This is a genomic window from Aeromonas sp. R2-4 (genome assembly GCF_040908365.1).
GTDB classification, from domain to species: Bacteria; Pseudomonadota; Gammaproteobacteria; order Enterobacterales; family Aeromonadaceae; genus Aeromonas; species Aeromonas veronii.
In genome coordinates, this window is sequence record NZ_JBFODO010000018.1 from 236,324 (window position 1) to 250,512 (window position 14,189).

The 14,189-nt window shown below is 57.4% G+C and carries 18 protein-coding genes; 13 read left to right on the top strand and 5 right to left on the bottom strand.

Annotated features, from left to right (window positions below):
• Window positions 1-270 precede the first annotated feature (270 nt).
• Entirely contained in the window at window positions 271-1,512 is a 1,242-nt protein-coding gene (locus AB5Z05_RS09480; RefSeq protein WP_005360943.1) for a dicarboxylate/amino acid:cation symporter, read from the bottom strand.
• 270 nt (window positions 1,513-1,782) lie between these two features.
• Here AB5Z05_RS09480 and AB5Z05_RS09485 point away from each other — a divergent pair, with 270 nt between their 5' ends.
• The 3 genes from AB5Z05_RS09485 (at window position 1,783) to AB5Z05_RS09495 (ending at window position 5,253) form a co-directional block, all read left to right on the top strand.
• Window positions 1,783-2,067, top strand: a complete 285-nt coding sequence (locus AB5Z05_RS09485; protein ID WP_042055930.1) for a pyrimidine/purine nucleoside phosphorylase — start codon at window positions 1,783-1,785, stop codon at window positions 2,065-2,067.
• Between the two features lie 154 nt (window positions 2,068-2,221).
• On the top strand, window positions 2,222-3,607 hold the full coding sequence (locus AB5Z05_RS09490; RefSeq protein ID WP_139474292.1) for an L-serine ammonia-lyase: 1,386 nt from the start codon (window positions 2,222-2,224) through the stop codon (window positions 3,605-3,607).
• 275 nt (window positions 3,608-3,882) lie between these two features.
• Complete coding sequence (locus AB5Z05_RS09495; protein ID WP_005336844.1) at window positions 3,883-5,253, top strand: L-serine ammonia-lyase; 1,371 nt, start codon at window positions 3,883-3,885, stop codon at window positions 5,251-5,253.
• An 854-nt stretch (window positions 5,254-6,107) separates the two neighbouring features.
• Here the strand turns inward: AB5Z05_RS09495 and AB5Z05_RS09500 are convergent.
• Window positions 6,108-6,386, bottom strand: coding sequence for a YcgL domain-containing protein (locus AB5Z05_RS09500; RefSeq protein WP_270904862.1), 279 nt, complete (start codon window positions 6,384-6,386; stop codon window positions 6,108-6,110).
• A gap of 107 nt (window positions 6,387-6,493) precedes the next feature.
• Between AB5Z05_RS09500 and minC the strand changes: the two genes are divergently transcribed.
• From minC to mtgA, 5 genes are all read left to right on the top strand, one after another.
• Window positions 6,494-7,213: a septum site-determining protein MinC gene (gene minC, locus AB5Z05_RS09505; RefSeq protein ID WP_204379835.1), complete on the top strand. Its 720-nt coding sequence runs from the start codon at window positions 6,494-6,496 to the stop codon at window positions 7,211-7,213.
• 18 nt (window positions 7,214-7,231) lie between these two features.
• Window positions 7,232-8,044 carry a septum site-determining protein MinD gene (gene minD, locus AB5Z05_RS09510; RefSeq protein ID WP_005336847.1) on the top strand — a complete coding sequence of 271 codons (813 nt, stop codon included), beginning with the start codon at window positions 7,232-7,234 and terminating at the stop codon, window positions 8,042-8,044.
• A gap of 2 nt (window positions 8,045-8,046) precedes the next feature.
• Window positions 8,047-8,313, top strand: a complete 267-nt coding sequence (gene minE / locus AB5Z05_RS09515; protein WP_005336848.1) for a cell division topological specificity factor MinE — start codon at window positions 8,047-8,049, stop codon at window positions 8,311-8,313.
• Between the two features lie 197 nt (window positions 8,314-8,510).
• Entirely contained in the window at window positions 8,511-8,837 is a 327-nt protein-coding gene (locus tag AB5Z05_RS09520) for an HI1450 family dsDNA-mimic protein (RefSeq protein WP_320545017.1), read from the top strand.
• A complete protein-coding gene (gene mtgA, locus AB5Z05_RS09525; protein WP_302245995.1) occupies window positions 8,822-9,613 on the top strand; it encodes a monofunctional biosynthetic peptidoglycan transglycosylase in 792 nt (263 codons plus the stop codon). Before AB5Z05_RS09520 ends, mtgA begins: the two co-directional genes overlap by 16 nt.
• 3 nt (window positions 9,614-9,616) lie before the next feature.
• Here the strand turns inward: mtgA and AB5Z05_RS09530 are convergent, their stop codons facing one another.
• The gene (locus AB5Z05_RS09530) at window positions 9,617-9,745 is read right to left on the bottom strand and encodes a hypothetical protein (protein ID WP_256689486.1); all 129 of its coding nucleotides are present in this window, start codon (window positions 9,743-9,745) and stop codon (window positions 9,617-9,619) included.
• A gap of 147 nt (window positions 9,746-9,892) precedes the next feature.
• Between AB5Z05_RS09530 and AB5Z05_RS09535 the strand changes: the two genes are divergently transcribed.
• Window positions 9,893-10,216 carry an HI1450 family dsDNA-mimic protein gene (locus AB5Z05_RS09535; RefSeq protein ID WP_005336851.1) on the top strand — a complete coding sequence of 108 codons (324 nt, stop codon included), beginning with the start codon at window positions 9,893-9,895 and terminating at the stop codon, window positions 10,214-10,216.
• A 55-nt stretch (window positions 10,217-10,271) separates the two neighbouring features.
• Here the strand turns inward: AB5Z05_RS09535 and AB5Z05_RS09540 are convergent, their stop codons facing one another.
• Window positions 10,272-10,583: a DUF1289 domain-containing protein gene (locus AB5Z05_RS09540; protein ID WP_021229998.1), complete on the bottom strand. Its 312-nt coding sequence runs from the start codon at window positions 10,581-10,583 to the stop codon at window positions 10,272-10,274.
• Between the two features lies 1 nt (window position 10,584).
• Window positions 10,585-11,445, bottom strand: coding sequence for a S1 RNA-binding domain-containing protein (locus AB5Z05_RS09545; protein WP_005336853.1), 861 nt, complete (start codon window positions 11,443-11,445; stop codon window positions 10,585-10,587).
• Window positions 11,446-11,676: 231 nt separating this feature from the next.
• On the opposite strand from AB5Z05_RS09545, the gene AB5Z05_RS09550 reads away from it, so the two are divergent.
• From AB5Z05_RS09550 to AB5Z05_RS09565, 4 genes are all read left to right on the top strand, one after another.
• On the top strand, window positions 11,677-12,891 hold the full coding sequence (locus AB5Z05_RS09550) for a UPF0149 family protein (RefSeq protein WP_320545018.1): 1,215 nt from the start codon (window positions 11,677-11,679) through the stop codon (window positions 12,889-12,891).
• 170 nt (window positions 12,892-13,061) lie between these two features.
• Window positions 13,062-13,526 (top strand): MarR family winged helix-turn-helix transcriptional regulator, encoded by a 465-nt coding sequence (locus AB5Z05_RS09555; protein ID WP_005336856.1) that lies wholly within the window; start codon window positions 13,062-13,064, stop codon window positions 13,524-13,526.
• Between the two features lie 2 nt (window positions 13,527-13,528).
• Window positions 13,529-13,717, top strand: a complete 189-nt coding sequence (locus AB5Z05_RS09560) for a DUF4250 domain-containing protein (RefSeq protein WP_139747334.1) — start codon at window positions 13,529-13,531, stop codon at window positions 13,715-13,717.
• A 163-nt stretch (window positions 13,718-13,880) separates the two neighbouring features.
• A complete protein-coding gene (locus AB5Z05_RS09565; protein WP_075115065.1) occupies window positions 13,881-14,060 on the top strand; it encodes a hypothetical protein in 180 nt (59 codons plus the stop codon).
• The last annotated feature ends 129 nt before the right edge of the window (window positions 14,061-14,189 follow it).

Sequence of the window (14,189 nt, forward strand, 5' to 3'; positions counted from 1 at the left end):
AGGCTCCCCTTTTTGTTACCCGCCGTTTGACAATCCTCTACCCCGGCATCTACAACAGGCCGGTTGACGCCATACGGCCCATGCCCACAACTGATGCTTTCCCCTCCTGTGCTCTCCATTCAACACAGCTAAATCCGTCAGCAATCTCTTGTGCACACCTTTGCTCTGATACTTGTCCGGCAGATATAAAAAAGCCCCCGCCATCATGGCAGGGGCTCGCTTACGCAATGTCAGCTTGAGGCTGTTATATCTCAGCCCAGCTCAAAGCAGTTATGCTTTGTTCCAGCGCTCTGGGTCATATTCCGGGCTGAAGCGGTCAACAATGACAGCACAGGCCGCATCGCCGGTGATATTGAGGGAAGTGCGGATCATATCGAACAGTCGATCCAGCGCGAACAGCAGCGGCAACCCTTCAATGGGGATCCCGGCCGCCAGCAGCACGGCAACCACCAGGAAGCTTGGGCCCGGCACACCGGCCTGACCGATCGCCCCCAGAGTGGAGGTCACAATGATGGCCGCCCAGGCACCAACGCTCAGATCGATGTTGTAAACCTGCGCGAAGAAGATGGCGACCAGACCGTAATAGATGGCGTTGCCGCTCATGTTGATGGTGGCACCCAGCGGCAACACGAAGGAGGCGGTCGCGTTGGTCACTTTCAGATCATGCTCGCAGGTCTCCATATTGACCGGCAGGGTCGCCATGGAAGAGGCGGTGGAGAAGGCCACGATCTGCGGCTTCTTCATGGCAGAGAGGTACTTCATCACCGGCGTGTTGGAGAACATCATCACCAGCAGCGGATAGACCACGAAGCCGAAGATGAGGATGGCAGCCACATAAACCACGAACAGCTTGAGCACCAGGGTCAGCACGTCGAAGCCATAGGTACCGATGGCTTCCGCCATCAGACCGAACACCCCGAGCGGCGCGATGATCATCACCTTATTGATCATCCAGACGAAGGCATCCACCAGAGTATTGAGCCCATCGACCAGTGGCTTGGCCCGCTCGCGCGGCTGTTTGGCCAGCGCAATGCCGAGGAACATGCAGAACACCAGGATCTGCAGGATGTTCGCTTCGTTGAGGGAGTTGAAGACGTTGGTGGGGATCATGCCAAGCAGGGTGGCGACTGCATCCGGCAGCGCCCCTTTATCGGCGTAGTCACCGCCAAACATGGAGGCGACGGAAGCGAAATCGACCCCGACACCCGGTTTGAAGATCTGCCCCATCACCAGCGCCAGCAACACGGCCAACGCTGAGGTCACGAGGAAGAAGGCCAGCGTCGCTGCCCCGATCTTGCCCGCAGCCGGGCTGGCGCCCAGATTGGCGGCGCCGGAGAGGATGGCTACCGCCACCAGCGGGATCACCAGCATCTTGATCAGCTGGATAAACAGGGTACCGAGCGGTGCAAACACGGTGGCTTGTTCACCCATGAACGCGCCGACCACTGCGCCCAGTACCATGGCGACCACAACCTGGAAGCCGATGTTTTTAATGAGTCCTTTAGTTAACACAATATGTTCCTTTATGTAGCAAAATTCACACTTTTCCCAGTGCAATTAACCAAACAGGGGAATGAGCGGCTGCCCATTCCCCTGTTTGCGCGTGTTATCTCACATTTAATTGCTGTTTTAAATCAGCAAATCATTAACCTTGGCTATTAATAAGTTTGCGAAAAAGTGAAGATTCAAAGCGGTCTCGGCGATTTTTACCTCATCCCCCATGACAACTGGCAAAAGATTGTGCTAGTTTGGCTGCACAAACGTACACACAGGGATGTAAAGATGCTGAAAGTTAACGAGTATTTCGACGGAAATGTAAAATCCATCGGTTTCGAACAAAAAGGCGAGAAATCAACCGTCGGGGTGATGAACGCCGGTGACTACCTGTTCAACACCGCCGCCCCCGAACGGATGACAGTGATCAAGGGCGCCCTCACCATTCAGCTGGCTGATGAAGATGAGTGGCACACCTACAACCAGGGTGAATCCTTCCTGGTGGCCGGTCACTCCTCCTTCAAACTGGAAGTGAAAACTCCCACTGCCTATCTGTGCGAATTTCTCGACTGATCAGGCCGGTTGAAGGGGATCAGCCCCTTCAACCGTCTTGGGCAATCCCCAGCCCCATTATCTGTGTCCATGTCACAGCACCGCACATCCCCGCTTTCCATCCACGTCAAAAATCCTAGAATAAACAGACATAAACCATCACCGGATTGATGTCATGATCAGCGTGTTTGACCTGTTTTCCATCGGAATTGGCCCCTCCTCTTCCCATACTGTCGGCCCAATGCGTGCCTCTTACGCCTTCGTCCAGCAGCTCAAACTGCAAGGGCATCTGCAACAAGTCACGCGGGTCGAAGTGGAGTGTTACGGCTCGCTGGGCCAGACCGGCAAAGGGCACGGTACCGGCAAGGCAATCATTCTGGGGCTATCGGGCTTTGAACCGGAATCGGTCGATATCGATGCGATTCCCGCCATTCTGGCTCGAGTGGAAAAGGAGCAGAACCTGCAGCTGGCAGGCGAACAACCAAGCCATTTTCCCCGCACCGGTGCCATCATCTTCAACCGCCGTAAAACCCTGCCGGCCCACACCAATGGCATGACTCTGCGGGCCTTTGATAAAGAGGAAAACCTGCGCTTCAGCCAGACCTACTACTCCATCGGGGGCGGCTTCATCATTGAAGAGAGCCACTTTGCCACCGCCAAAGAAGAGGCCGCCAAGTCTGATGCCGAACATCCTGTCCCCTACCCGTTCGACAGCGGCGCCCAACTGCTGGCCCACTGTCAGGAGAGCGGCCTATCCATCTCGGGGCTTATCCTCGCCAATGAGCGGGTATTTCGCAGCGATGAGCAGATAAAAGCGGGGCTGCGCAAGATCTGGCAGGCGATGCAGGGCTGCGTCGAGCGAGGCTGCAAAAGCGAAGGGGTGCTGCCGGGCGGCCTCAAGGTTCGGCGCCGCGCCCCGGGGCTGTTCCGCCAGCTCAGTTGCGAGACCAACTTCAACAAGGATCCGCTGATGGTGATGGAGTGGGTCGATCTCTTTGCGCTGGCGGTCAACGAAGAGAACGCCGCCGGTGGCCGGGTGGTCACCGCCCCCACCAATGGCGCTGCGGGCATCATCCCCGCCGTGCTGCACTACTACGATCGCTTCGTTCACAAGGTGGATGACGAGACGCTGATCCGCTACTTCCTCACTGCGGCAGCGATCGGCATCTTATATAAGAAGAACGCCTCCCTCTCCGGAGCAGAAGTGGGCTGTCAGGGTGAAGTGGGCGTGGCCTGCTCCATGGCGGCCGGCGCGCTGACCGAACTGCTGGGGGGCAGTCCGGCCATGGTGGAGAACGCCGCCGAAATAGGCATGGAGCACAATCTCGGCCTCACCTGCGATCCCATTGGCGGACTGGTGCAGGTGCCCTGTATCGAGCGCAACGCCATGGGGGCGGTCAAGGCGATTAATGCTGCTCGCCTCGCCCTGCGCGGCACCGGTGAGCACAAGGTGTCGCTCGACAAGGTGATCAAGACCATGTGGGAGACCGGCAACGACATGAAGACCAAATACAAGGAGACGGCCCGTGGCGGCCTCGCCGTTAACATTACCGAATGTTAAAAAACGGCAAATGACTCCATTTGGTTCCGAAATGCCCGGCATCGCCGGGTATTTTTATGGGCAAACGCTTAACAAAATGGATAAGCACAAAAATAAATTTTATACTCGCGCCTCAGATTCAACAAAAATAGATCTATTTCAACTTTTTTTAGGTCTGGAGCCGTTACACTACGGTTATCTGGTTCTGTGACCTGCGCTGACAAGCGCGTTCCATGGATCTCCCAAATTTCTGTGAGTGGGCATGCCGCCCCCTTCTACCCTGAGGTAATAGTGACATGATCAGCGTTTTTGATATCTTCAAAATCGGTGTAGGCCCCTCTTCTTCCCACACTGTTGGCCCGATGAAAGCGGCCAAACAGTTTGTTGACGAGCTGCGCGCGGGCGGCAAGATCCGCGATGTAACCCGGATCAATGTCGATGTTTACGGCTCCCTCTCCTGGACCGGCAAAGGCCACCATACCGACACTGCCATCATCATGGGCCTGGCTGGCAACCTGCCGGAAAATGTCGATATCGATGCCATCCCCGAGTTTATCTCCCGTGTTGAGCAGACCGAGCGCCTGCCGATCGGCCTGCACTGCCACACCGTCAGCTTCCCGCGTGACGCCATGGTATTCCACGACGAAGCCCTGCCGCTGCACGAAAACGGCATGAAGCTGACCGCCCTGATCGAAGATGAAGTGGTTTACAGCAAGACCTACTACTCCATCGGTGGCGGTTTCATCGTTGACGAAGAGAACTTCGGCAAGGCTGACAGCGGCGACATGTCCGTACGCTATCCGTTCAAGAGCGCTGCCGAGCTGGTTGCCCATTGCAGCCAAACCGGTCTCTCCATCTCTGCCCTGATGATGGAAAACGAGAAGTGCTTCAACACTCCGGAAGAGATCTACAAGAAGTTCGGCAAGATCTGGAACACCATGCGTGAAGGTATCGAGCGCGGCTGCCGTACCGAAGGCGTTCTCTCCGGCCCGCTGCGCGTACCCCGTCGTGCCGCACCGCTCTACCGTCAGCTCAACACCAACGAGAACCTCTCGAGCGACCCGATGAACATCGTTGACTGGGTCAACATGTTCGCTCTGGCGGTGAGTGAAGAGAACGCTGCCGGTGGCCGCGTGGTCACAGCCCCGACCAACGGCGCTGCCGGTATCATTCCGGCCGTACTGGCTTACTACGACAAGTTCATCCAGCCGGTTGGCCGCGACGAGTATACCCGTTTCTATCTGGCTGCCGGTGCCGTCGGCATCCTCTACAAGATGAACGCCTCCATCTCCGGCGCCGAAGTGGGCTGTCAGGGTGAAGTGGGTGTCTCCTGCTCCATGGCCGCTGCCGGTCTGACCGAGCTGATGGGCGGTAGCCCGGAGCACGTCTGCGAAGCCGCCGAAATCGGCATGGAGCACAACCTGGGTCTGACCTGTGATCCGGTTGCCGGTCAGGTACAGGTGCCTTGCATCGAGCGTAACGCCATCGCAGCCATGAAGGCAGTCAACGCCTCCCGTATGGCCCTGCGTCGTACCTCCAAGCCGCGCGTCTCTCTGGACAAGGTGATCGAGACCATGTACATCACCGGCAAGGACATGGACTCCAAGTACCGTGAAACCTCCCGTGGCGGTCTGGCCATCAAGGTGATGCAGGTTGCTTGCGAATAAATAAGGGTTGCGACCCTCATCTGAACAAAGGCGGGATATCCCGCCTTTTTTATTGCCCGAATGGGATGCAGGGCACTTATACCGGCATACCGACCATTTCACTGTAGGGCGTTGCTGATATACCCCTGCTACGCCACCACAATGCGGATTGCCTTGTCTAAATGCCTCTCTAATTACATCCCTTGATTAACTCTTCTCAATGCATTGAAAGGGACATTACGCCCCAACATGAAACCTTTACCCGCTATCTTGCCCCGGTCACGGTTTCACAACTAATCGATATCGAGATGGCCCCTCAGCTCAATCCCCTCCACTTTGGGCATACCCTTGTTTGGCAAGACGCGGTTACCGCTCACCCTGCGGATTATCACGCCGCCACATTGATTGCCTCCTATGTGGCACTTTCGTGATCAGGGCAAACAATCAAGTACACAAACAGGGGGTTAGCTCATCATTTTGGCCACAGCGCATCGCGCAAACTGGTTTTAGCACAGTTATCACCGCCCTCTTTACTCCCTATTTGATGTAAAACGCATCGAGCAGTGGAGGTCAAAAGCGCCCAAAGAAGGGGCTGAAAATAATCGATGAATGGGCCAATAGCCGTTGAAATGGAGGATATGAGCGTGCGCCACTCGCTATTTTTGTGAGCGCCAGCAAAGGTTGAGGATATGGTGTTGGGAGCAGATTGACTTTCTATTTAAACAGCGAAAAGTGAATATCACCAAAGGGAGGGTTTAATTTGGCCAGATCTTGTCACGGGATTATCGCAAGCAACCTCACCGGGGCCGGAATGCGTCATGCAGAGTCACAAAGAATTAGCCCCGCTTGGCAGTACGCACCACGGGGCTGGATATTCAGGCTGGTTTTTTCAGGCTGGCCTTGTGCTGCTCCAGCAAATTCTCAGGGGGCGGTGGCACCTGCAGGTAGAACCCCTGGTTGGTCAGCGCGGCCATCACCTTGCCAACATCAGCCAGACCCAAGGGCTTGGCCGGATCCAGCTTGGTCATCAACACCAGCTCGGGACGCCCGAATGCGCTCAGCAGTGGCTCGGGAACGCGGGAGAAATCCTCTCTTTTTTCAACAAAAAGGTAGGTCTCGGCTTTTTTGCGACTTTTATAGACTGCACACAACATGGAAATTGATATAATCCGACGAGTTTATTGCCTCTGATGGGGGCAAACTATAACATCAGGAATTGAATAACAATAACGGATTAGCATCTCTGCCTCGGGGAAGATTCATGGTTGAGCGCGATAACGAATTGAAAGGGACCACCTTCACTATTTCTGTGTTGCATATCAGCGATGGCGAGCCTGAGCGGATACGTCAGTTGTTGGCCGAAAAAGTGGCCCAGGCACCCTACTTTTTTAATTGTGCGCCGCTGGTGATCAATGTTTCCCGACTGGAACATATTCCCGATTTCGAACAGCTCAAGGAGCTGGTGGAGTCCGAAGAGTTTGTGCTGGTCGGCATCACGGGCGCGCGCAGTGAAGAGATGAAGACAGCCGCCAAGGCGGTGGGACTGGCCGTGATGGCCTCGGGCAAGAGTCGCAAGAGTGAACCGGCACCCGAGCCTGCCCCCGCGCCAGCCGCTCCTGTGGTGGTTCCCGAGCCCGAACCCGCCCCCTTGATCCCGAGCAAGGTACATGTGGGACCGGTTCGTTCCGGCCAGCAGATTTACGCCGCCGGCACCTCGCTGGTGGTGCTGGGGTCCGTCAGTCCGGGAGCTGAAGTGCTCGCCGACGACAGCATTCATATTTATGGCACCCTGCGTGGCAGAGCCATTGCCGGTGCCCGGGGAAACACCCAGGCCCGGATCTATTGCCAGCAATTACAGGCCGAGCTGCTCTCCATCGCGGGCACATTCCAGCTGAGCGATGCATTGCCGGCAGGCCTGATCCAGCAACCGGTACACGTCCGGCTGGACAACGAACAACTCCGAATAGACCGTATCAAATAGAGTTACAAGGAAGCGAGAATGGCGCGAATCATAGTCGTTACATCGGGTAAAGGTGGCGTTGGCAAGACCACAACCAGTGCGGCCCTGAGCACCGGCTTAGCCCAGCGTGGTCACAAGACAGTGGTCATTGACTTTGACATCGGTCTGAGAAACCTGGATCTCATCATGGGCTGCGAGCGGCGCGTGGTGTATGACTTCGTCAACGTCATCAATGGGGAAGCAAACCTCAATCAGGCGCTGATCAAGGACAAACGCTCGGAAAATCTGTTTATCCTGCCCGCCTCCCAGACCCGGGACAAAGATGCCCTCACCCGTGAGGGGGTCGAGAAGATCCTGGATCAGCTGGCGGAGATGAAGTTCGATTACATCGTCTGCGACTCCCCGGCGGGGATCGAGGCGGGCGCGCTGATGGCGCTCTATTTTGCCGATGAAGCGATCGTCACCACCAACCCGGAAGTCTCTTCCGTGCGTGACTCCGACCGCATCCTTGGCATCCTGGCCTCCAAGTCCCGTCGCGCCGAGCGTGGCGAAGACCCCATCAAGGAGCACCTGCTGCTGACCCGCTACTGCCCGACCCGCGTCAACCGCGGCGACATGCTGAGCGTGCAGGATGTGCAGGAGATCCTGGCCATCCCGCTGCTCGGGGTGATCCCGGAGTCCCAGGCGGTGCTGCGCGCCTCCAACTCCGGCGAACCGGTCATTCTGGACAAGGAGTCCGATGCCGGTCAGGCCTACGAAGATGCGGTGTCCCGCCTGCTGGGCGATGCCAAGGAATTTCGTTTTCTGGAAGAAGAGAAGAAGGGCTTCTTTAGCCGACTGTTCGGGAGTTAAACATGTCATTATTGGATTATTTTCGTTCCAACAAGAAACAGAACACCGCACAACTGGCCAAAGAGCGGTTGCAGATCATTGTTGCTCACGAGCGTTCATCCAGAGGGGGGCCGGATTACCTGCCCCAACTCAAGCAGGATATCCTCGATGTGATCCGCAAATACGTCAACATTGATCCGGAGAAGATAACCGTCCAACTGGATCAGAAGAGTGATGAGCTGTCGGTACTGGAGCTCAACATCACCTTCGCCGATGACAAGAAGGGATGAGCTGACGCCCTATGCGTGACCCCTTCCCCCAATGAAGACCGGATCCTGTCACTGGATCCGGTTTTTTATTGGCACAAAAACAGGTCACAGCGGTTCGCCTCATCTCGCCAAGGGGGCTGCCGACCGCTAGAATAGCGCCGCCCCGCAGGCAGTGATCTGCGCTGGCACCTTTTTCTCTTTTCTGGAACAGACCGCTTATGTCGATGAATGACGAAATGCACAGCGTCGAGGAGCTGCTCGATACCGCCCTCGAACTCTTTATGGAGCTGGCCTCTGACAACCTGCCGGAGCAGGAGATCGCCCGCTTCAATCAGGAGTTCAACAACCGCGGCCTGCTGGCCGAAACCGACCCGGCCGATGACTGGGAAGCGGACGTGGGATTTGCGGTGAGCGACACCGACTATGCCGAGATCTGGGTAGGCCTTGGCAATGAAGAACAAGAGTATGAGCACTTGTTTGCCCGCATGCTGCTCTCCCGCCGTGTTGACGAGAAGTTCTGCCACATCGAATGGCTGCCCCAATAATTCCTGATCCCGATGATCCCAGCCACTATCAGTGGGAGTCTGACCCTGACTCTGTGGCCCCTGAACGTCCATCTGTATCGCTTGGGCGCCGGGTGTTGAGGTGGGCAGGCAAGATTGCGCTGGCCGGGCTGCTCTGCTCGGTCGGCTCGGTCGCCTTGCTGCGTTTTATCGATCCGCCGATGTGGAGCTGGCGTATCGAGCGGGCTCTGTTTCCGCCCGCCAAGATCACCCAGGTGCGCCATCAATGGGTAGATCTGGCGTCCATCTCCAAGGAGCTGCAGCTGGCGGTGATCGCCGCCGAGGATCAGCGCTTTGCCGACCATAACGGTTTTGACATGGATGCCATCAACGCCGCGCTCAAACACAACCAGCACAGCGAGCGGGTGCGCGGCGCCAGCACCCTCAGCCAGCAGACCGCCAAGAACCTCTTTATGTGGAGTGATCGCAGCTTCCTGCGCAAGGGGCTGGAGGCCTGGTTTACCCTGCTGATGGAGCTGGGTTGGGACAAGGCCCGCATTCTCGAGGTCTATCTCAATATCGTGGAGTTCGGCCCCGGCATCTATGGCGCCGAAGCCGCTGCCCGCACCTACTTTGGCAAACCGGCCAGCCGCTTGACCCGCTACGAGTCATCCCTGCTGGCCGCCGCCCTGCCCAATCCGTGGCGTTATCGGGTCAAGCCCCCTTCACCCTATGTGCAGAAGCGCTCGGTCTGGATCCGCCGCCAGATGGGACAACTGGGCCAGATCACCCTCAATCGGGTGCATCAGGCCGACTGATCCTCAGGGCTCATCGGGTTTCTCCGGTGGGCCCAGATGGCCGCCCACCATCTCGCGGTGAAGCGGCAGATAGTGCCACCACCAGGCCTCGCGCCGTCGCTTGATCTGTTGCCGCCGTCCCCGCTGCTTCATCCCCTTACTCCCTGCCAGATGATCCGCGCCTTAACCATACTCCCCCAACGGCAACTTGGACAGGCCAGCCACGCCCGGCGTACTGGTCTGGCCGCCACAGTCAATAATTGTTACAGTAGCGAACCTCGATGTATCTGGAGTGATTTCATGGAACAGCGTACCCCGGATCAGCTGGTCGAATGGGCCTATGATCAGTTTCTTGAGCAGGCCGCCGATATGCTGGCCCCCGAACAAATAGTCGACATCACCCTGGAGTTTGAGCAGCGTGGCGCCGTGGAGGCGACCCTGCCCAATGCCGACTGGTCGACCGAGCTGGGTGAGCCGGTCGATATGGAGCGCTGGGTCGAAGTGTGGGTCGGTTTGCTGGATCATCAGGATGAGTTTGAGGTGATCTTCGCCACCTTCCTGCTGCCCCGTCTGCTGACCGAAGATCAAGTCCATGTGCGCTGGCATCGCCAGCAGCAGGCATAAAAAAGGCGCCATCGGCGCCTTTCTTGTTTCTGTGCACTCTTATTGCTGTTCTCTGCTAATCCTGCGCCGCGATGGCTTTGGCCAGACAGCGGCGGCACCAGCAAGCGCTGGCCTCCTGCATCGGCAATACCGGCAACTGGCTGCACCAGCACTGCGCAATGGTCTGACCGGCAGAGACGGCGCAATAGGCCGGTTCACCACAACCCGGGCAGCGGTGGGTGCTTTTCGAGCCATTCAGCTCGGCCATCACCGCCAGCTGGGCCTTGCTATCCATCGCCGACCAGTGGCCGATCTCGCTCAGGGTGCGGCCACAACCAAGGCAAAGCCCGTCTTTCGCCTTGCAGAGGCCAACACAGGGACTCGGCATCTTATTCGCTATCCACGGCCGAGTCGGTCTCTGTGGCCACCAGAGTGATGGCGTTATCTTCGATGACGATCTTGCCCTGCTTGTAGAGGCCGCCGATCGCCTTCTTGAAGGTACCCTTGCTCATGCTGAACAGCTTGTAGATGAGCTCGGGTTCGCTCTTGTCACCCACCGCCAGACTGCCGCCCTGCTTTTTCATCCGGCTCAGAATGCGCTCACCGGCATCATCAACCCGCGCCAGACCCGGCTTTTGCAGGGTCAGATCGAGCTTGCCATCCTCGCGCACCTGCTTGACCCAGGCGGTTTGCGGCCGACCGGTCATCACTCGGCCAAACACTTCGTTCTTGAACAGCATGCCGGGATACTGACCGTTGACGATCACCTTGATGCCAAGGGGCGAGTGCTCCCCCGGTAGCGCGGTCACTTCGTCACCAACCTTGAAGTTGCTGCCGGCCGGGGTCAGGAAACGCTCGATGCGGCTGGTGCCGACCATGCGCCCTTCGTTATCCAGTTGCAGACGCACCAGATAAACGTGGCCCACCTGCATCGGCTTGTTCTGCTCGCGGCTGGGCACAAACAGATCCTTTTTCATGCCCCAGTCGAGGAAGGCACCAATCTTGTTGGCATTGACCACTTTCAGACCGGCAAATTCGTCCACCATGGCAAATGGCTTGTCGGTGGTGATCACCGGCTCGCAATCGGCATCCAGATAGAGGAAGACCTGCACGCTATCCCCCTCTTTCACCCCTTCCGGCAGTTGACGCTTGGGCAGCAGCAGTTCACCGTACTCATCGGCCGCAAGCCAGGCGCCACGGTCTTCGAGTTCAACAACGGTGAGGGTGTTCATCTTGCCAATCTGTATCATGGTGCTCTCTTTTTTCATTACCCGGATGGGCCAACTGAACATGGCCCCTATGGGCGCGCATGTTACCTCAAGAGCGGTGATCCGGCCTAGTCCCCAAGCCACCACGAGCCGCCCTTTCGCCCCTATCTTATCCGCCAATGGTGATTAAATCGCCAAACAGGCGGCCATTTGCTGCAAATAACCCCACTTTTAGGTAGACTTCGCGGCTGTTCAAATCCAGAGGAACTGTCGATGAACCCATCCACTCGTACCCGCCATCTTAATCAATGGATCCAGAGCCACAGCGATCAGGACATGACCTACCCGGCCCTGCACGGTTTTCTCTGTGCTCGTCTGGTGGGGCCGGAAAGCCCTGACTGGCAACGCCCGCTGGTTGGTCTGCTGGAACAGGATGCCGAGTTGGATGAAAAAAGCGCAGAAGCCCTCAACCACCTGATCGCCGAGCTGGAATCCCAAGCCGACGACGCCCAGCTGGCCCTGCCCAGCCAGTGCCGCCTGCCCAGCGATAACCCCGAGCAGGTGTTCGAACAGAGCCACCCCCTCGGTCAATGGTGTTATGGCTTCAGCATGGGTTTTGCCACCTGGCCCAAGCCGAAGGATTTGAACGACCCGACCACCCAGTACCGCTTCAGTCTGGCCGCAGAGCTGAGCCTGTTTCGCGACAAGCAGATGGCCCAGATGCTCTATAGCGCCGCCGCCAGCGAACTCCCCTTTGTCGAGTTCTGCAAACGACAGCGCCAGAACATGAAAACCGCCCTCAACCAGTTGCTCAACCTCGACCAGTATCAGGCCACCCCCAGTGCCGATGTGGCCCTCAATGGCGAGCAGGCCCAACAGTGGCAGACCTGGTTCGAGCTGGCCGACAGCTGCCGCGATCATCAGGCCCGCCTCGGCTGGTTCGAGAAGATCATTGCCGATGCCACTCCGCTGTTTGATGAAACCTTCTGGCAGCAAATCGCCGGCCACGGCTGGAGTGCCCCCGAGCTGCGTCCTCTGCTGGCCGCCAGAGCCGGCCGCGCCGACTGCCTGCTACGCCTTGGCAAGCTGGGCGAGGCCAAAGCGGAGTATCTGGCGCTGCTGACAATCTGCGTGGCCGATGAGCTGGGTTGCCGCTACAACCTCTCCACCCTCTATGCACTGCAAGGGGATTGGCAGGCGTTGGCCGCCCTGCTGGTGCGCTTCGATGAAGCCTCCAGCTGGTTGCTCTATAACAAGGCGCTGATGGTCTTTGCTACCGAGGGTGCCGAGGCAGCCAAGCCCCATCTGCTGGTCGCCATCGAGGCCAACCCGCACATTCCGGCCTGCCTGCTGGGTCAGCGCAAGCTGCCCAAACAGGAGCCACAAAGCTGGCAAGCGGGCAGCCGCGACGAGGCCGCGCTCTACGCTATCCACACTCGCGAGGCCTGGCTCAAGCAGAACGCCCTCATCTGGTTGCGTAAAGGCTGAACAGCGTTGGCTTAAAATCCAGTCGGTCAGACCCGGTTTTTCCTTGAGGGCGTGCGCCACCGCACATTTCATCGCAACCGGGTCAGACAAATCAGCTTGAGTTTCGTATCATCAATGTCAAAGTATCAAAAGAAACTGCATCTGATGCAGCCGTCACAGCAGGGTGTAATATGTCAAAAATCATAGCGTTACTCGCTCACTACCCGCCCTATCAGTTGGTACATGCCGCCGAGATGCTACGGGATACCTTCGAACAGTTTTATGAACAGCGTTACCAGCTGACCGTGCCGCAATGGCGCCTGATGATGGTGCTCGGCCCCAACTACCCCATCAGCCAGAAAGAGCTGGTCGAGGCGAGCGGCATGGACAAGGTGCGCATCTCTCGCGAGATCCGCCGTCTGGTCGAAAAAGGGATCATCTTTACCGAGAGCAGCGAGCAGGATAAACGCATCAGCCTGGTCTCCCTCACCAATGCCGGGCTCGCCCTCTTCCTGCAGCTCAAAAGTGAAGCGGGCAGCTGGCAACATACCCTGACCGACTATCTGCCTAGCGAATCCCGCGAGGCGATCCGCCAGCATCTGCACAGCGTCAGCGCCGCCATCGAGCAGCTGCAATCACTGGATCGGGAGAAATAATCATGGATTTGAAAAAATTCGCCACCATGGACATCAACATGCTGCTGAGCGTCGTCAATATGCAGCTGCGTGATCGCTATGACGATCTGGAGGATCTCTGCAAGGCGCAGGAGATCGATCAGACTGCACTGGAAGCTCGGCTCGCCAGCGGCGATTTTCACTACCAGCCAGCGCAGAAACAGTTCAGATAAAGAGAGCTAGCGGGATCGGGATCACAGCGCCAGTGATGGCGCTGGCTCTGCGGTAAAAACCTGATATGGTCTGAAGAGCCCCAACAGGGTGATGCACGGATACATCACCCTGTCACAAGAGGGCATTAAAATCGTTTCAGGTGAGCAAACCAAGGATGACCCCATGATATTGATGACCCGACAGAGCCTGTTGATCACGCTCTGTACCCTGTTGATGATCAGCCTCTTCACGCCCCACATGCCGCAAAGTACCGAACAGTGGCTGACCACTCTCTTGCTTGGCCTGCTGGTCGCGGTGGCATTGCTGCTGGTGCGCGGTTGTCGCCGCTTTATGATGGAGTAGTGACTCCGCCGGAACGTCTGTACCGACCGCTTACCGCGATACTCTCTGTAGCATTACGGTCTTGTCGCAATAACGTCTGTCGCAATCACACCAAGCCAAAAAACAAACGCAGCCTGATGGCTGCGTTCT